This is a genomic window from Halorubrum sp. CGM4_25_10-8A, from assembly GCF_005435025.1.
In the GTDB taxonomy this organism is placed as follows: Archaea; Halobacteriota; Halobacteria; order Halobacteriales; family Haloferacaceae; genus Halorubrum; species Halorubrum ezzemoulense.
Window position 1 is genome coordinate 77,868 of sequence record NZ_SGTX01000008.1, and the last position, 17,571, is coordinate 95,438.

The following is a 17,571-nucleotide window of genomic DNA, read 5'->3' on the forward strand; positions in this document are numbered from 1 at the left end:
TCAGTTCCGCTTCTCGTCGGCTTGAGACTCCGACTCCTCTAGCTCAACGTCGAGCTCCTCGTCGAGGTCGGCGTTCGCATCACCGTCAAGATCGCTCTCTAAGTCGTCGGCGTCGATCTCCGACTCGATGTCCTCCAGTTCGGCGTCGACGTCCTCGTCGCTGACGGCGGCCTCGCCGTTCGACGACTCGCCCTTGCCGAGCTCGCCCTTCAGCGTCTCCAGCTCGGCGTCGACCTCGCTGTTCGTCGAGAGGCTCTCCAGCTCGCGGTCGATGCTGTCCTTGTCGGAGAGCGCGTCTTCGAACGCGCCGGAGTCCTCCAGCTCGTCCATCGCCTCCGAGCGCGCCTCCATCTCCTCGGTGCGCTCCTCGGCGCGCTCGATGGAGCGGCTCACGTCCTCCATCTCGTCGCCGACGCCCGTCATCGCCTCGGAGACGCGGGTGGACGCCTCGGCCGCCTCGTAGCGGGCCTTCATCGTCTCCTTCTTGGTGCGGAACTCCTCGATGCGGTTCTGGAGCTTGTTCTTCTTCTCGACGAGCTGCTCTTGGGTGTTGTTCAGGTCGGCGATCTGCCCTTCGAGCTCCTCGATCTGGGTCATCTTCGACTTCTTCTTCTCGAGGGCCTTGCGCGCGAGGTCGTCGCGGTCCTGCTGGACCGCCTCGCGAGCCTGTCGGTTGTGCTTCTCGACGTTCTCCTCGAGCTTGCGCTTCTGGATCTCCAGGCGCTTCTTCTGGGTCGTCAGGTCGGCGATCCCCTGTTTGACATCTTGGAGTTCGTCGCGCATCTGTTCGTACGAGTAGTCGAGCGATTCCGTCGGGTCCTCCGCCCGGTTGAGGAGGGCGTTCACCTTCGAGCGGACGACGTAGGAGGCGCGCGAGAGGATTCCCATACCACATCGTACGCGTTCCACCCGTTAAAACCTCATGCGGTTCGCGGCGCCAGCGCGGGCAACGCGCCGGAGACACCGCCGTCGTCGTCGCCGACGCGCGCCGGCCGCGGCGGCCGAGCGCCCCCGCGGCGGCCGAGCGCCCCCGCGGCGGCGCTTCCTGAACACTTATTCGTGACGTTCGTGTAGCCTCGGCCATGGACATCGGCGTGTTGACGGTTCCACTGGGCGGCGAACCGCTCGACGACGCGGCCGCGTACCTCGACGGCATCGGCGTCGACGCCGTCGAACTCGGTGTCGGCGGCTGGCCCGGCGAGGACCACGTCGACCGCGAAGCGCTCCTCGACGACCCGGCCGGGAGAGAGGAGCTGCTCTCGCTGCTCGACGACCGCGGGCTGCGGATCTCGGCGCTGGCGACGCACAACAACCCGCTCCACCCCAGCGAGGAGCGGGCCGCGGCGGCCGACCGCGAGCTGCGCGAGGCGATCGAGTTAGCCGACCTGCTCGGCGTCGACACGGTCACCTGTTTCTCCGGGCTCCCGGCGGGCGCGCCCGGCGACTCAACGCCGAACTGGGTCACGGCGCCGTGGCCGACCGAACACGCCGACGCGCTCGACTACCAGTGGGACGAGGTCGCGATCCCGTACTGGCGCGACCTGGCGGCCCACGCCGACCACCACGGGGTCGACGTGGCTATCGAGATGCACCCGAACATGCTGGTCTACGAGCCGACCGGACTGGTCGCGCTGCGGGAGGCGACGAACGACCGGATCGGCGCCAACTTCGATCCCTCGCACCTCTACTGGCAGGGGATCGACGTGACGGAGGCGATCCGGTTCCTCGGCGAGCGCGACGCGATCCACCACGTCCACGCGAAGGACACGAAGGTGTACGAGGCCGAGAGCCGCGTGAAGGGCGTGCTCGACACGACGAGCTACGCCGACACCGCAGACCGCTCGTGGCTGTTCCGTTCGATCGGCTACGGCCACGGCGAGGAACACTGGAAGGACGTGGTCTCGACGCTCCGGCTGGTCGACTACGAGGGCGCGCTCTCCATCGAACACGAGGACGCGCTCACCTCCTCGCGCGAGGGATTAGAGAAGGCGGTCGACGTGTTGGACCGGGCGGTGTTCGAGACGGAACCGGGCGACGCGTACTGGGCGGAGTGAGGCGGGGGAGGATCCGATGACACGAGAACCACTGAAGATCGGCGTACTGGGGTATCGCTTCATGGGCAGGGCGCACGCGAACGCCATGGCGCGGCTCCCGATGTTCTTTCCGGACGCGCCCGAAATCGAGCGGCACACGCTCGTCGGGCGCGACGAGGCGGCGCTCGCGGACGCGGCCGACCGGTTCGGCTTCCCGCACACCGCGACCGACTGGGAGGCTGCGATAGACGAGGTGGACGTCTTCTACAACCTCGGACCGAACCACGTCCACGCCGAGCCGTCGATCGCGGCTCTTGAGGCCGGGGTACCCGTGCTCTGTGAGAAGCCGCTCGCGCCGACGCTGGAGGAGGCGGCAGCGATGCGCGACGCGGCGGCCGCGACCGACGTGACCAGCGGCACCGCGTTCAACTATCGGTTCGTCCCCGCGATCCGCCACGCGAAGCGGCTGATCGAGGACGGCGCGCTGGGCGAGATCCGGCAGGTCCGCGGGCGCTACCTCCAGGACTGGCTCGTCGACCCCGAGGCGCCGTGGGCGTGGCGGATGGACGCCGACATGGCGGGATCGGGCGCACTCGGCGACCTCGGCGCGCACACGCTCGACCTCGCGCGGTTTCTCGTCGGCGACCGCGTCGGCGAGTTCGAGCGCGTCGCTGGACAGTTGACGACGTTCGTCGACGAGCGCCCCGTCCACGACGAGGACGGCGGGGTCGCCGAGTACCGCGACGTGACCGTCGACGACGCGTACAGCGCGCAGGTCGAGTACGAGTCGGGCGCGACCGGAACCTTCGAGGCGAGCCGGGTCGCCGAGGGGCACAAGAACGACCACACAATCGCGGTCCACGGGACAAAGGGGAGCCTGAAGTTCTCCTTAGAGCGGCTCAACGAGTTAGAGGTGCTGCGCGAGGGGAACCGCGGCTACGAGACGGTGTTGGTCACCGAGGAGTCGGACCCGTACGTCGACCGTTGGTGGCCCCCCGGCCACGTGATCGGGTGGGAGCACACGTTCGTCCATGAGAACTACGAGTTCCTCTCGGCGGTCGCCGAGGGCGAGTCGTTCGAGCCGTCGTTCGCGGACGGCTACGAGGTCCAGCGCGTGCTCGCGGCGATCGAGCGGGCCGACGAGCGCGGCGAGCGTGTTCCGGTCGAGTGAGAGCTCCGCCTCCGCGTTGAGCGCGACCTCGACACCGAACCGACCTCAGACTCCGACGCCGCCGCCCGGCGTGCTGCCGCCGTTCTCCTCGCTCCACTCCTCTATCGCGGAGTCCTCGCCGTTGTACCTTCCGAGCGTCTCCCGGGTGTCGAACGCGACCGGCTCCCAGACGACCTCGAAGTTCTCGTTGCCGGTCGCGTTCGGGACTGGGACCCGATCGCCCGGCCGGACGACGCCGTCGCCGGGCCACGCGCCGAACTGGACGTTCCCGTCCGGGTCCTCGCCGCGGACGTACAGCTCCTCGGCCGGGACCGGCTCGGGCCCGAGCGCGACGACGACGAGCTCGCCGCCCTCCTGTCGCCCCTCAAACTCGGCGTCGGGCGGGGCGACGCCGTCGATGAGGCCGAACACCGCCGCGCCGACGATGGCGAGCAGCAGCACGACGACCCCGACGAGCAGTCCGGTCCCCGCCAGCGGGGTGAACCCTCGCTCGTCGTCTCGGAACGCCACCATTCGGCTGTCACTCCGACACCGCCGATATAAGGGTTTGCGCACCGCGTATCAGCCCTGATAAGAATGAGGCGGTGTGGGGCCCGGCTCGGGACGGACGCGTGGCTGAACCAGCCACCGACGCGGGGTCGAACTGCCCACCGACTCGGGATCGAACCGGAAACGGGTTATTCCGCGCGGCCGAACTCCGACCGTGACGACTCGGATGAGCGACTCGGCGGGCGGACGCCCCCGCGGTCCGCGAGGGATCGCGCGCACCTGGATCGAGGTCCTCGTTCGTCCGCGGCGGGCGTTCGCGAACGGGATCACGCCCGGGGACCAGGCTCCGGCGCTGACGTTCGCGGTCGCGGTCGCCGCCGCGTTCACGCTCGGCCTGATCGCGACCGACTCCGGAGCGGTGCCCGTCGTCGTCCCCTCCTCGCGGCTCCTCTCGGACCTCGTCGTCTTCCTCGTCGCGGTCGCGCTGGCGGCGCCGGTCGGCCTCCACCTGACCGCCGCGGTCGCGACCGTCTCCGTCGTGGTCGCGAGCGTCGAGGTCGCCGACGGGAGCTTCTCGCTGCGCGACCGCGGCGGCGTGAGCGAGACGGTCCAGGTCGTCGCGTACGCGAGTTCGCCGATGGCGCTGGCCGGCCCGGCGATACCCGAACTCAGAGTCCTCTGCGGCGCGTACGCGGCGGTGCTGCTGTTCGTCGGGTTCCGCGCGGTTCACGGGCTGGGCGCGGTCCGGACGGTTGCGGCCGCGATCCCGCCCGCCGCGCTCGGGTACGGCGTCGGCTACCGCGTCGTGGCGGCGGGACGAACGCTGCTCGGCGCCTGACGCGTCGGGCCGTCGCGGCGTGACGACCGCGAACCCGCCGCGCTCCGATCGAGTCGCCGAGCCGGCTTTCGACAACCGTTTTAGGCCCGAGACTCTCGGTGTACTCAAATGGGATCCTGTATCATCTGTGGCACCGACGTCGGGGGCGGTCGCGTCTGCGACTCGCACCAAGAAGACGTCGCGTTCGACTTCCGCGGCGACTCTCCCGACGACCTGGTTCCGAGCCGCTTCTACCGGGGCGTCGTCGACGGATACGCCGAGTTCGGCGTGTTCGTCGACCTCGCGCCGGGCGTCACCGGACTGCTCCACCGCTCCGAGCTCGACCGTCGCCTCGACAGCCTCGACTGGGAGCCGGGCGACGACGTGTTCGTCCAAGTGAAAGGCGTCCGCGACAACGGGAACGTCGACCTCGGCTGGTCGATTCGACAGGCCGACCGCGAGTTCCGCGGCGTCCTCGTACAAGAGCCCTCCGGCGAGCACCTCCCCGACGAGGCGTCGGGCGACGACGTCGAAGAGTCCGAAGCCGACGACGACGCTGGCGCCGCGGAGTCCGCAGACGAGGACGAGACGGAAGCCGACGCGGAACCCGAGGCGCCGAGCGAGGAGGCCGAAGAGGCCGATGCGGAGCCGAGTGAGTCCCAATCGACGGACGCTCCTGAAGCGGATGCGGCCGCGGACGAGGGCGTCGGATCGGACGACGCGGACGCGTCGGAGGAGCCCGCGTCCGAGACGACCGCAGAAGACGAGGCGTCCGCGGAGACAGACACGGACGAGTCTGACGTGGACGAACCGGAGCCCGAGCGCGTGTCGATCACGTCGCTCGGCGACGCGGTCGGAGACTCGGTCCGGATCGAGGGCGAGGTCGTCGGCGTCCGCCAGACCGGCGGCCCGACGGTGTTCGAGGTCAGCGACGCGACGGGCGCCGTCGACGTGGCCGCGTTCGTCGAGCCCGGCGTCCGGGCGCACCCGGACGTGGAGGTCGGCGACGCGGTGCGGGTCGACGGGGAGGTCGAGAGCCACCGCGGCGACGTTCAGGTCGAGTCCGAGGCGCTCGTCCTCCTCGACGGCGAGGACGCCGAAACGGTCCGCCGCCGCCTCGCCGAGGCCCTCACCGACGAGGCGCGCCCCGAGGGGCTCCAGCCGCTGGCCGGCGACGAGACCGTCGCCGAGCTCGCTGACGACCTGCTCGACGCCGCTGAGGCGGTCCGCCGCGCGGTCCTCGAATCGCGCCCGATCGTCGTGCGCCACCCGGCGACCGCCGACGGCTACGTCGCGGGCGCCGCGGTCGAGCGCGCCGTCCTCCCGCTGATCCGCGACGAGCACGCGAAGAGCGACGCGGAGTACCACTACTTCACCCGCCGCCCGCTCGACGAGCCGGTGTACGGGATGGACGCGGCCACCAACGACGCGACGCGGATGCTCCAAGACCGCGACCGCCACGACGAGAAGCTCCCGCTCTTCCTCCTCGTCGGCGCCGGATCGACGACCGAGTCCGCCGACGGCATCGACCTGCTGTCGGTGTACGGGGTCGACGCGGTCGTCGTCGACGCCGCGGTCGCCGACCCCGAGACGCGGGACGCGGTCGACACGCTCGTCTCGCCGGAGCTGGCCGACGCCGACGGCGACGAGACGCTCTCGACGGGCGCGCTCGTCGCCTCGCTCGCGTCGGCGATCAACGACGGGGTCCGCGCCGACCTGCGACACCTGCCGGCCGTGAGCTACTGGGCGGACGCCCCCGATCGGTACGTCGACCTCGCGCGCGACGCGGGCTACGACGCCGAGCGCGTCGCCGAGCTCCGCGAGGCGGTCGCGCTGGAGGCGTACTACCAGTCGTACCAGGACAAGCGTGAGCTGATCGCCGACCTCCTGTTCTCGGACGGCGGCGACCTCGCGGCGCACGTCTCCGAGCAGTTCCGGGAGAAGCTGGAGGCCGAGGTCGAGACCGCGGACGCGAACGTCGTGACCGAGGCGGTCGACGGCGTCGAGTTCGCCCTGCTCGACACCGACGGCTACACCCACCGGTACGACTTCCCGCCGACGCCCCTCCTCCTCGACGACCTCCACCGGCGCCGCGCCGACGGCGAGCCGTTCGCGACGGTCGGCGTCGGCACCGACGAGCTGTACGTGCGCACGACCGCGGACGTCTCCGTCCGCGACGTTGCCGACCGCGCGGCCGAGCTCGCGCCGGGCGCGGACATCGCCACCGCCGGCGTCCGCGAGGGGAAGATAGAGTTCCTCTCCGGCGAGCGCGACGAGGTCGAGGACGCCGTCGTCGCCGCCGTCTCCGAGTCGTTCTGAGGCGTCACGCGGTCAGCTTTTTCGGACGCGGCGGAGTCAGCGACGCGTGAACGGCCCGGGCGGGAGGATGAGGTCGTCGAGCTCGGGACGCTGTTTCACGTTGAACACGACCGACAGCTCGTCGGTCAGCGGGTAGCCGTTACAGGAGAGCCGGAACCCCCGCTCGGCGAGGTCGTCGGGCATGATGTGGTCGGTCGGCTGCGAGAGCTCGCCCTCGGCGAGGTACACCGCGCAGTTCGCGCAGGCGCCGCCGCGACAGGAGAAGGGCCACGCGAAGCCGCTGCGCTCGGCCGCCTCAAGCAGACTCTCGTCCGCGTGGACGAGCAGGCGACCGTGGGCGTCGGGGCCGAGGTCGGCGTGGGCGGCCTTCCGGAACAGCTCGTCGTCCTCGAGCGACCAGCCGTAGTCGACGACCGCCTCGTAGTCGAGGAACTCGACGCGGGTCGACCGCGGCTCGCGCGCGTCGTCGCCCTCGGTGAGGTCGACGTCAGCCGGGTCGGTCCCGTCGCCCGCGTCGCCGTTCCCGTCGCGTTCGGACAGCTCGCGGTAGGCTCGGCGGACGAGCTGGAACTCCTCGATCGAGCCGCCCTGGTCCGGGTGCGCACGCTTCACGCGCTCGCGGTAGGCCCGTTCGACCGCCTCGTCGTCGGCGTCCTCGTCGACCTCCAACACCTCGAACGGGGAAACCATTCAGACGCCTCGCCGTACGCGCGTGACGCACATAAACTGCCCAGAAGTCGGCAGGCGGATCGCGGCGGGAGCCGAAGCGACTGCGGGCCGCGAACCGCCGCCGGTCCCCCCGACCCGTCAGCGTTTAACAGCGACGCGCCCCACTGACGGGTAATGGGAAACGCCGACTTGCGCGACCTCGCGTCGATCCGCGACGCGCCCTTCGCGGAGATCGAGGGGGGCGTCGTTGCCGTCGACGCGCACAACTGGCTGTACCGGTACCTCACGACGACGGTGAAGTGGACAAGCGACGAGAAGTACACCACCGCCGACGGCGTCGAGGTCGCGAACCTGATCGGGGTCGTTCAGGGGCTTCCGAAGTTCTTCGAGCACGACCTGATCCCGGTGATGGTGTTCGACGGCGCGGTCACCGACCTGAAGGCCGACGAGGTAGCGGAGCGCCGCGAGAAGCGCGAGGCGGCCGAGGAACGCCGGGCAGCCGCCGAGGAGCGCGGGGACGCCGTCGAGGCCGCGCGCTTGGAGGCGCGCACGCAGCGGCTCACGGACACGATACAGGAGACGACCCGCGAGCTGCTGGGACTGCTCGACGTGCCCGTCGTCGAGGCGCCCGCGGAGGGGGAAGCGCAGTGCGCGCACATGGCCGCGACGGGGATGGTGGACCACGCCGGCAGCGAGGACTACGACACGCTGCTGTTCGGCGCGCCGACGACGCTCCGTCAGCTGACGAGCAAGGGCGACCCGGAGCTGATGGACCTGTCGGCGACCCTGGAGGACCTCGGCCTCGACCGGCAGGGGCTCGTCGACGTCGCGATGCTCTGTGGCACCGACTTCAACGAGGGGGTCCGCGGGATCGGGCCGAAGACGGCGGTGAAGGCGATCGCGGAACACGGCGATCTGTGGGGGGTCCTCGACGCCCGGGACGCCGAGATCCCGAACGCCGAGGCGATCCGGGAGCTGTTCATGGACCCGCCGGCCGAGGACGTCGCGGTCGACGCCGACGTGAACCCGGACGTCGAGGCCGCCCGCGAGTACGTCGTCGACGAGTGGGGCGTCGCCGCGGGCGAGGTCGAGCGGGGGTTCGAGCGCATCGCCGAGTCGCAGGTCCAGACCGGGCTCGATCGGTGGACCTGACGGGGCGCCGAGGCGGGTGACGGAGGAGCTCGGACGCCGGGGTCGAGGTGGTTCAGACGCCGGGACCGATCCGGCGCTCCGGGCCGCCGTTCCCCGGCTCGACCGCCGCGAACACACCTTTTATTTCCTCGTCGTCAGAAGGATGATTCACACGTGTCGCGGACCGGAACCCGATCGGACCGCGGCGACCCCGACAAATGAGCTTCGACGTTCCCGACGACAGACGGTACTTGGAATCGCACGAGTGGGCGACGACCGGCGGCGACACCGTTCGGATCGGCGTCTCCGACTTCGCGCAGGACGAGCTCGGCGACGTAGTGTTCGTCGAGCTCCCCGAGGTCGGCGACGAGGTCTCCGCCGGCGAGTCGTTCGGCGTCGTCGAGTCGATCAAGGCGGTGTCGGACCTGTACGCGCCCGTCTCGGGCGAGGTCGTCGCGGTCAACGAAGCCCTGTTCGACCGCCCCGAACTCGTCAACGAGGACCCGTACGGCGAGGGGTGGATGCTCGAGGTCGACCCGGCTGAGGGCGGCGACGCCGATGGGACTCTCGACGCCGACGAGTACGACCAGCAGATCGCTTGACCGCGCCGACCCGGATCCGACGACGGACATTCGACACCGCACCCGATCATGACAACGCAACGTTTCGACCGACGAGCCGCGAACCGAGGAGCGAACGACGGCCGGGCGACGGCCCGGGGACGCGGGGGAGCGACCAGATGAGCCGGGCCAACGGCACCCCGTACGCACCGCACACGGACGAGGAGACCGCGGCGATGCTGGCGGCGATCGGCGTCGAGGACGAGGAGGCCCTGTTCGACATCCCCGACCCGGTCGCCTTCGACGGTGACTTCGGCATCGAGCCGCGGACGGAACGCGAGATCCGCGACGAGTGCGCGCGGATCTTCGCGCGCAACGACGACCTCACGGAGTTCCTCGGCCGGGGGCACTACGGCCACTACGTGCCGAGCGTCGTCGACCACCTCGCCGACCGCGCGGAGTTCCTCACGAGCTACACCCAGTACCAGCCGGAGGTGTCGCAGGGGTTCCTCCAGGCGCTCTTCGAGTACCAGTCGATGCTCGTCGAGCTGACCGGGCTCGACGTCGCGAACTGCTCGATGTACGACGCCGCGACCGCGCTCGGCGAGGCCGCGACGCTGGCGGACCGCGTCCGCTCGACATCGGGCGACGTGGTCCTCGTGCCCGAGCAGCTCCGCGAGGGGAAGCGGGCGGTACTGGAGAACTACTGCGACGGCGCCGACATGACCGTCGAGACGTACCCGGTGGCGGACGGCACGGCCGACGTCGACGCGCTCGCGGACCGCGCGGGCGACGACGTCGTGATGCTGTACGCCGAGAGCCCGACGGTGCGGGGCTGCCTCGAAGAGCGGCTCGCGGCGATCGGCGACCTCGCCGACGAGACCGGCGCGCTGTTCGCGCTCGGCTCCGACGTCGTCGCGCTGTCGGTGCTCGAATCGCCCGCGTCGGTCGGCGCCGACGTGGTCGTCGGCGAGGCCGGTTCGCTCGGCCTGCCGACCAGCTACGGGATGGGGCTCGGCATCTTCGCCTGCCGCGACGACTTCCTTCGGCAGGTCCCCGGTCGGCTCGTCGGGGCGAGCGAGGACGCGAACGGCGACCGCGCGTACACGCTGACGCTCCAGACGCGCGAGCAGCACATCCGCAAGGAGCGCGCCACATCGAACATCTGTACGAACCAGGCGTGGGTCGCGCTCCGGGCGGCGATCCACGCGGCGACGCTGGGGCCCGACGGCCTCGTCGACCTCGCGAACGACTGCGTCCGCGACGCCGAGGCGCTGGCGGCCCGGATCGAAGGCCTGTCGGGCGCGACCGCCCCCGTCCACGACCGTCACCACTTCCGCGAGTTCGTGGTCCACGTCGACCAGCCCGCCCCGGCGGTCGCCGAGGACCTGGAGGCCGAGGGGTTCGCGGTCCACGCGATCGACGACCACCTGCTTCAGGTGTGCGTCACTGACCTGAACGCGGAACGGACGGACGGGCTCGTCGCGGCCTTCGAGGAGGTGCTCTGATGATCCACGACCAAGCGAACTACGAGCGAGACGGCGAGGACGTCCGGGAGCCGCTGCTCTCGGAGAAGGGGCAAGCGACCGTCGACGTGCGCGAGGGCTCTCCACTGCCGGACGACCTGACCCGCGAGGAGCTGACGCTGCCGAACCCCTCGGAGCCGGAGACGGCGCGCCACTACACCCGGCTCTCGCAGATGAACTGGGCCATCGACGCGGGGCCGTACCCGCTGGGGAGCTGTACGATGAAGTACAACCCCAAGTTCACCGAGGACGTGGCGGCCGACCCGAACGCCGCCGTCCACCCCGACCGCTCCGCGCGCTCCGCGCAGGGGAACCTCGAACTCCAGTACCGGCTCCAGGAGGCGCTCGCCGACATCGGGGGGATGGACGCCGTCACGCTCCAGCCGCCCGCGGGCGCGGCGGGCGAACTGACGGGGATCCTCGTCACGAAGGCGTATCACGAGCACCACGGCAACGACCGCTCGGAGGTCGTGATCCCGGCGTCGGCCCACGGGACGAACTTCGCGACAGCGGCGACCGCCGGCTACGACGTGGTCGAACTGCCCTCCGGCGAGGACGGGCGCGTCGACCTCGAGGCCTTGGAGGCGGCCGTCGGCGACGACACCGCCGCGCTGATGCTCACGAACCCGAACACGGTGGGCCTCTTCGAGCGCGACATCACCGAGATCGCGGAGATCGTCCACGACGCCGGCGGCCTGCTCTACTACGACGGCGCGAACCTCAACGCGCTGCTCGGCCGCGGCCGGCCCGGCGACATGGGGTTCGACGTGATGCACTACAACGTCCACAAGACGTTCGCGACGCCGCACGGCGGCGGCGGTCCCGGCGCCGGCCCGGTCGGCGTCGTCGACGAACTGGCGCCGTTTCTCCCGACGCCGCGGGTCCGCGAGGCCGAGACGGGGTCGGGGTACGAGCGCTTCGAGCCGGACCGCACGATCGGCCGGGTCCACGGCTTCGCCGGCAACTGGCTCGTGCTGATCAAGGCGTACGCGTACGTCGCCCGCCTGGGCGACGAGGGGCTCGCCGACGCGGCGGCGAAGGCCGTCCTCAACGCGAACTACCTCGCCGAGCGGATCGACCTCGACGTTCCCTTCGGCCCGTTCCACCACGAGTTCGCGGCGACCGCGGGCGACCGCGACGCGGCCGACGTGGCGAAGCGAATGCTCGATTTCGGCGTCCACCCGCCGACGACGAAGTGGCCGGAGATGGTCCCCGAGGCGATGCTGACCGAGCCGACGGAGATCGAGGGGCAGTCCTCGCTCGACGACCTCGCCGAGGCGTTCAACCTCGCGTACGCGGACACCGACGAGGCGCTCGACGCGGCGCCGAACCGGACCGCCGCCGCGCGGATCGACCAGGTCGGCGCCGCGCGGGACCCGCGGCTCTCGTGGCAGGCGCTCGACGGGGAATAGCACGCTCGCACACACGCGAACCGACCGGCCGACCCGCGGCCCGGTCGCGCCGGGCCCGTCGACGCAGAACTAGTCGGCGTCGAGCTTGTCGGCGTCGGGCTCGTCGGCCTCGAGCAAGGCCGCCCCGGGGGGCGCGCGCTTCGCCGTTGGCCAGCCCTCGGCGTCCGACGGCGAGTCGAACGGCCCCTCGCCGTCGACGAACCGGCGCATCACCCGTCCCTCGGCGCGGTGGAGCGTCTCGCTGCACGTCGACTTCGCGATCCCGTTCGCCTCGGCCAGCTCCGTGAGCGTACACCGCCGCGGGGTGTCGTAGTAGCCCCTCTCGACCGCCGCGAAGACGAGGTCGCGCTGCGCCTCGGTGAGCGTCCGATCCGGCTCGTCGCCCCCGGTCGCGGCGACGCCGACCGTCACCCCGTCGTCCGCGAGCCGACGCCCGAACGCTTCTATCCGGTCCCGATCGCCGACGACCGTCACCGTGGCGCGGCCGTCGGCGACCTCGACCGTCGACTCGATGGGGAGGCCGACCGCCCGCGCCGCGGGGAGGTAGACGGGGGCGCGGCCGACCACGCGGAGCGTGCGAACGTCGCCGCGGCGCTCGACCGCCGTCACGCGCGCGACGCGCTCGTGGCCCCGGACCATGTCCTCCACGCGGTCCCTGTCGGTGCCGGCGACCCGAACGGTCGCCGCGGTCTCCGGAGCGTCGCCGTCGACGGCGATCGTCTCCGCGATCCGGAGCGTCGCCGCGGGGACGCCCCGCGACGCGTCGGCGAGCCACGACCCGGTCGGGAGGTCCAACCGGAGCACCGTCCGACTCATCGCTTCCACCTCGCTCCACCCCACGGACCCGCCGTCCGGGCGGTCGCTGGTACACGCATCTCCCGTGGGAGTACCGTCCCGACTCCCCTCCGCCTACCGCTTCATACGTTTCGGACCTAAGTACCCCGGGCAGAGGCGGGCGGACCGCGGGCCGCCTCGCTCGCCGAAACGTGACCGTCTCGGTCGCCGAAGCGAGGCCGCTTCGGTGGTCGGGCCGACACCGCCGCGACCGCAGCACCGAAGGCCCCGGCGCCCGGGCGCGCTGGCATGGAGACCACGGACGCGTTCGTCGGCCTGACATGCGTCGACTGCGGGGAGACGTTCGACGCGGAGGCGGCGACCCACCGGTGTCCCGACTGCGACGGCATCCTCGACCCGACGTACGACTACGACCGCGTCGGGCTCACGCCGGAGACGCTCGACGCCCGCCCCGACGGGTCGATGTGGCGGTACGACGAGCTCCTCCCGTTCCCCGCCGAGACCGCGGTGTCGCTCGGCGAGGGGGCCACCCCGCTCGTGGAGTGTCCCGGGCTGGCGGACGCGATGGGCGTGGGGCGGGTCTTGTTGAAAGACGAGGGCGCGAACCCGACGGGGACGTTCAAAGACCGGGGGCAGGCGGCCGCGATGACGGCGGCGCGCGAGCACGGCGCAAGCGAGGTCGCCCTGAACAGCGCGGGCAACGCGGGGCAGGCGGCAGCGGCGTACGCGGCCCGCGCAGACCTCGACGCGCACGTGTTCCTCCCCTCGCGGGCGGGGTTCACCCAGAAGGCGATGACCGAGGTCCACGGCGCGGACCTGACCGTTACCGACCCGGTGGACGGCAGCTCCCAGATCGGCGACGCCGGAGAAGCGTACGCCGAGGCGATGGCTGACAACCCGGAGTGGTACTCGACGAAGACGTTCGTCACGCCGTACCGCCACGAGGGAAAGAAGACGATGGCACTGGAGCTGCTGGCACAGCTCGACTGGGAAACCCCCGAAGCGGTCGTCTACCCGACCGGCGGCGGCGTCGGGCTGGTCGGGATGCACAAGGCCGCCCGGGAGGCGAGAGAGCTGGGGTGGACCGACGAACTGGTCCCGATGTACGCCGCGCAGGCCGCGGGCTGCGCCCCGGTCGTCCGCGCCTACGAGTCCGGGGCGGACCGCCACGAGCCGCTCGCGGCCGACGAGGTCGACACTGCGTGCAACGGGATCGCGATCCCGGATCCGGGCGCGAGTCACCTCATCTTGGAGGCGGTCCGCGAGTCCGACGGCGGTGCGGTGGCAACGACCGACCGGGAGATCCTCGACGCCGCGGTCGACGTGGCTCGCACGGAGGGGCTCGAGGTGGGCGCGACCTGCGCGGCCGCCGTCTCGGGGGCGTTCGCGCTCGCGGAATCTGGCGAGTTCGGTCCCGACGACACCGTCGTCCTGCTCAACACCGGCGCGGGCAACAAGGACGTGGACGCGCTGCGCGCGCACCTCGGAGAGCGAGAGGCGGCGGCCGCCGAGCGCGACGGAGTCTGAACTCTCGGGCACCTGAGTTCCCAGTCGCCGGAGCGGCTACATCTCCCAGTAGTCGACCGCGTCGTCGATCTCGTGGAAGCCGGACAAGGAGCGCTCGTCGCGGCCGCCGGGCGGCGACCCGACGAAGACGCCGAACGTCTCCGAATCGGGGTACACCGTCACGTCCGGCTCGGTCATCGTCGACAGCGCGAGGTAGCGCACGGGGTCGTCGCCCTCGTTGACGACGCGGTGCGCGCCCGACTCGTCGGCGGCGAAGGCGACGTAGTCGCCGGCCGCGATCTCTTCCGTCTCTCCCCCGTGGCGGAGCGTGGCCTCGCCCGCGAGGACGTAGAGCGCCTCCTCGTTGGCGGTGTGGTAGTGGTACGGCCACGACTTCGCCCCGGCGGGGAGCTCGTAGAGGCTACAGCCGATCGCCTCGCCGTCGGCCGCTTCGGCCAGTTGCTTCCGGCAGAATCGGGTCCCGCCGCGGTCCGTCTCGCTCCAGTCGAGGTCGCCTTCGTTGACGCGTCCCATGACCCCGGCACTCCGCGGGAGCTAAAAACGGTTCGGGAGACCGCATTCCCGCTCGTCGACGACGGCAGCCCGAGGCCGAGATCGGCTACTGACCCGGGCCCGGGGTCGCCCGGCGAACCGGAACCACTACGGCCGGGCCCCGCCACGCCTCGCGTATGGAACTCGGGGTCATCGGACTCGGGCGGATGGGGCAGATCGTCGCGAACCGGTCGCTGTCGGCGGGCCACGACGTGGTCGCGTTCGACCTCTCGGCAGAGGCGACCGCGGAGGCGGCCGAGAACGGCGCGGAGCCCGCAGATTCGCTCGCGGACCTCTGCGACCGGCTGGACCGGTCCGGCGGCGACGAGGACGCCGGCAAGCGGATCTGGCTGATGGTGCCCGCGGGCGACGCGGTCGACGCCACGCTCGCGGACCTAGAACCGTACCTCGACGGTGACGACGTGGTCGTCGACGGCGGCAACTCCCACTTCGAGGCGTCCACGCGGCGCGCCGCGGATACCGACGCCGCATACCTCGACTGCGGCACCTCCGGCGGCCCCGCGAGCGCGGAGGCGGGCTTCTCGCTGATGGTCGGCGGTCCGGCGTGGGCCTACGAGGCGATGGTACCCGTGTTTGACGCGGTGGCGACCGGACCGGACGGCCACGACCGCATGGGCGAGTCCGGGTCGGGCCACTACGTGAAGATGGTCCACAACGGCGTCGAGTACGCCCTGATGCAGGCGTACGGCGAGGGGTTCGAGCTCCTCGCCGACGGGCGCTACGACCTCGACATGGAGTCGGTGGCGCGCACGTGGAACAACGGCGCGGTGATCCGGTCGTGGCTCTTGGAGCTCTGCGAGGAGGCGTTCCGCGAGGAGGGATCGGAGCTCGGCGACGTGGCGGACCACGTCGCGGGCGGCTCGACGGGGACGTGGACCGTCGAGGAGGCGCTCGAACAGGAGGTCCCGGTGCCGATCATCTACCAGGCGCTCGCGGAGCGGTTCGACTCGCGCAACGAGGGCCGCTTCTCGCGACGGCTCGCGAACCGACTCCGGTACGGGTTCGGTCGCCACGAGGTCGCGCGGCGGTCGGACGAGGAGTGAGGGCGAGCACCCCGCGGACCGCTCGGTCACGGCGCGCTTGAGGACGCTGACTGAGAACCGGGCGCGTTCCGTCCCCGATTATCAGGGCCGGTCACGGCCGAGAAACACTTATGTATGGTCGTGGTAGGTGTTGACACGCATAGAATGTTCGAGCGATTCTCGAGCGGCTACTACCTGGGGGAACTGTACGTGGAACCCCATGACGGCGAGCGCGCCGTCATCCGGCGGGCGGACCACGAACACGTCAACGAGCAGCTGTACGCGGACGGGGACGGCGTCGAGCGACTCGACGCCCCGCTCGTCATGAAAGTCGACGGCGGCCACATCCCGGTCGGCGGCGACGACGACGTACCGAGCGGCACGCTCGCGATTCCGCAGGGACTCGCCGACGAGACGCTCCCGGACCGGCGGAACGTGCTGTTGGCGGACGCGGACCGCGCCGAGACGCTCCTCCGCTGGGAGGGGTGGGAGCCGTTCGTGAACGCGTAGGACGCCGCCGCGTGTCTGAGGGAGTCGCGAACGGCGAAGGCCGCGGCGGTAGCGCCCGGAGACCGATAGGGGCGGGCCCGCGCGTCGAGTCGAACTGCGCGTGGGACCGACCGGCATAGCGACCGCGTAGGCGGGAAATGGTTCGATGTCGGGCCGCGGACGCCGCCGGAGCCGCCCGATCGGGCACTCGTGTTATTATGCCGGTCCGGCTCGTGTCGAACGTATGGCGCTCGCGCTCTCGGCCGGGCTGGTTGCGACCGTCGCGGTCGTCGTCGCGGTCGCGGGCGCCGTCAACGGGGTCGCGGGGTTCGGCTTCGCGGTCGTGGGGACGACGGTGCTCGCGTCGACGCTCGACCCGGCGGCCGCCGTCGCGTTCATGATCGTCCCGATGTTCGCGGTGAACGTCGCCCTCGTCGGAGAGCTCACGCGCGAGGAACTGCGGACCTGCGGGGCCCGGTTCGCACCGCTGCTCGTGGCCGCGCTCGTCGGCACCCTCGCGGGGATGGCGCTGCTCGATCGCCTCCCGGCGGCTCCCCTGCGCGTCCTGCTCGGCGTCGTCTCGCTCGGGTTCGTGGCGACCGCGCAGCGCGCGGTCGCGCTCCCGTCGCTGCCGACTTCGGCCGACCGCGAGCGCGCCGAAGGCCCGCTCGTCATGGGGGTCGTGGGCGTCGTCTCCGGCGTCCTGTTCGGCGCGACGAACGTCGGCGTCCAGCTGGTCGCGTTCGTCCGGAGCTTCGACCTCTCGCACGGGGTGTTCGTCGGCGTCGTGGCGCTGGTGTTCGTCGGGATCAACGGCCTTCGCGTCGGGGCCGCGGGCGCGCTCGGACTCTACCCGGACGCCGCGTTCGCGCTCGCGTCGGCCGCCGCCGCGGTCCCTGCGGTCGCCGGCGTCGCCGTCGGGACTCGCCTCCGAGACCGCGTGAGCGAGCGGCTCCGGCGCGGCCTCGTCCTCGGCCTCCTCACGGTCATCGGGCTCCGGCTGATACTCGGCGGCGCGGGCGTCGCCTGACCGGTGTCGCCGTCGCTCCGCCGGAGTCG

Annotated in this window: 17 protein-coding genes; 12 read left to right on the forward strand and 5 right to left on the reverse strand. The window is 71.5% G+C overall.

The features are described from left to right. Nucleotides 1-888: a PspA/IM30 family protein gene (locus EXE52_RS10235; RefSeq protein WP_086216435.1), complete on the reverse strand. Its 888-nt coding sequence runs from the start codon at nucleotides 886-888 to the stop codon at nucleotides 1-3. Between the two features lie 194 nt (nucleotides 889-1,082). Here EXE52_RS10235 and EXE52_RS10240 point away from each other — a divergent pair, with 194 nt between their 5' ends. Further along, nucleotides 1,083-2,054 carry a sugar phosphate isomerase/epimerase gene (locus EXE52_RS10240; protein ID WP_086216436.1) on the forward strand — a complete coding sequence of 324 codons (972 nt, stop codon included), beginning with the start codon at nucleotides 1,083-1,085 and terminating at the stop codon, nucleotides 2,052-2,054. 16 nt (nucleotides 2,055-2,070) lie between these two features. After that, the gene (locus EXE52_RS10245) at nucleotides 2,071-3,204 is read left to right on the forward strand and encodes a Gfo/Idh/MocA family protein (RefSeq protein ID WP_089308615.1); all 1,134 of its coding nucleotides are present in this window, start codon (nucleotides 2,071-2,073) and stop codon (nucleotides 3,202-3,204) included. A gap of 45 nt (nucleotides 3,205-3,249) precedes the next feature. Here EXE52_RS10245 and EXE52_RS10250 read toward each other — a convergent pair whose 3' ends face one another. Further along, entirely contained in the window at nucleotides 3,250-3,717 is a 468-nt protein-coding gene (locus EXE52_RS10250) for a type IV pilin (protein ID WP_049930779.1), read from the reverse strand. 202 nt (nucleotides 3,718-3,919) lie between these two features. Between EXE52_RS10250 and EXE52_RS10255 the strand changes: the two genes are divergently transcribed. Beyond that, nucleotides 3,920-4,531 (forward strand): YIP1 family protein, encoded by a 612-nt coding sequence (locus EXE52_RS10255; RefSeq protein ID WP_089308614.1) that lies wholly within the window; start codon nucleotides 3,920-3,922, stop codon nucleotides 4,529-4,531. A 108-nt stretch (nucleotides 4,532-4,639) separates the two neighbouring features. Further along, nucleotides 4,640-6,829, forward strand: a complete 2,190-nt coding sequence (locus tag EXE52_RS10260; RefSeq protein ID WP_089308613.1) for a DHH family phosphoesterase — start codon at nucleotides 4,640-4,642, stop codon at nucleotides 6,827-6,829. A 36-nt stretch (nucleotides 6,830-6,865) separates the two neighbouring features. On the opposite strand, the gene fer is transcribed toward EXE52_RS10260, so the two are convergent. Beyond that, nucleotides 6,866-7,519: a ferredoxin Fer gene (fer, locus tag EXE52_RS10265; RefSeq protein ID WP_049930784.1), complete on the reverse strand. Its 654-nt coding sequence runs from the start codon at nucleotides 7,517-7,519 to the stop codon at nucleotides 6,866-6,868. 153 nt (nucleotides 7,520-7,672) lie between these two features. Here fer and fen point away from each other — a divergent pair, with 153 nt between their 5' ends. From fen to gcvPB, 4 genes are all read left to right on the forward strand, one after another. Further along, complete coding sequence (gene fen, locus EXE52_RS10270; RefSeq protein WP_089308612.1) at nucleotides 7,673-8,650, forward strand: flap endonuclease-1; 978 nt, start codon at nucleotides 7,673-7,675, stop codon at nucleotides 8,648-8,650. A gap of 197 nt (nucleotides 8,651-8,847) precedes the next feature. After that, entirely contained in the window at nucleotides 8,848-9,231 is a 384-nt protein-coding gene (gene gcvH / locus EXE52_RS10275; protein WP_089308611.1) for a glycine cleavage system protein GcvH, read from the forward strand. Nucleotides 9,232-9,368: 137 nt separating this feature from the next. Further along, nucleotides 9,369-10,697, forward strand: coding sequence for an aminomethyl-transferring glycine dehydrogenase subunit GcvPA (gene gcvPA, locus EXE52_RS10280; protein WP_089308610.1), 1,329 nt, complete (start codon nucleotides 9,369-9,371; stop codon nucleotides 10,695-10,697). Next, nucleotides 10,697-12,127, forward strand: coding sequence for an aminomethyl-transferring glycine dehydrogenase subunit GcvPB (gene gcvPB, locus EXE52_RS10285; protein WP_089308609.1), 1,431 nt, complete (start codon nucleotides 10,697-10,699; stop codon nucleotides 12,125-12,127). The genes gcvPA and gcvPB overlap by 1 nt, the downstream gene beginning before the upstream one ends. A gap of 69 nt (nucleotides 12,128-12,196) precedes the next feature. On the opposite strand, the gene EXE52_RS10290 is transcribed toward gcvPB, so the two are convergent. Next, complete coding sequence (locus EXE52_RS10290; RefSeq protein ID WP_089308648.1) at nucleotides 12,197-12,943, reverse strand: helix-turn-helix domain-containing protein; 747 nt, start codon at nucleotides 12,941-12,943, stop codon at nucleotides 12,197-12,199. A 267-nt stretch (nucleotides 12,944-13,210) separates the two neighbouring features. Between EXE52_RS10290 and EXE52_RS10295 the strand changes: the two genes are divergently transcribed. Further along, nucleotides 13,211-14,449 (forward strand): threonine synthase, encoded by a 1,239-nt coding sequence (locus tag EXE52_RS10295; RefSeq protein ID WP_089308608.1) that lies wholly within the window; start codon nucleotides 13,211-13,213, stop codon nucleotides 14,447-14,449. A gap of 36 nt (nucleotides 14,450-14,485) precedes the next feature. Here the strand turns inward: EXE52_RS10295 and EXE52_RS10300 are convergent, their stop codons facing one another. Beyond that, on the reverse strand, nucleotides 14,486-14,962 hold the full coding sequence (locus EXE52_RS10300) for a cupin domain-containing protein (RefSeq protein WP_089308607.1): 477 nt from the start codon (nucleotides 14,960-14,962) through the stop codon (nucleotides 14,486-14,488). A gap of 155 nt (nucleotides 14,963-15,117) precedes the next feature. Here EXE52_RS10300 and EXE52_RS10305 point away from each other — a divergent pair, with 155 nt between their 5' ends. From EXE52_RS10305 to EXE52_RS10315, 3 genes are all read left to right on the forward strand, one after another. Next, nucleotides 15,118-16,044 (forward strand): NADP-dependent phosphogluconate dehydrogenase, encoded by a 927-nt coding sequence (locus EXE52_RS10305; protein ID WP_049930795.1) that lies wholly within the window; start codon nucleotides 15,118-15,120, stop codon nucleotides 16,042-16,044. A 144-nt stretch (nucleotides 16,045-16,188) separates the two neighbouring features. After that, nucleotides 16,189-16,533, forward strand: a complete 345-nt coding sequence (locus EXE52_RS10310; RefSeq protein ID WP_049930796.1) for a DUF5802 family protein — start codon at nucleotides 16,189-16,191, stop codon at nucleotides 16,531-16,533. 223 nt (nucleotides 16,534-16,756) lie between these two features. After that, a complete protein-coding gene (locus EXE52_RS10315; protein ID WP_089308606.1) occupies nucleotides 16,757-17,542 on the forward strand; it encodes a TSUP family transporter in 786 nt (261 codons plus the stop codon). Nucleotides 17,543-17,571 lie beyond the last annotated feature (29 nt).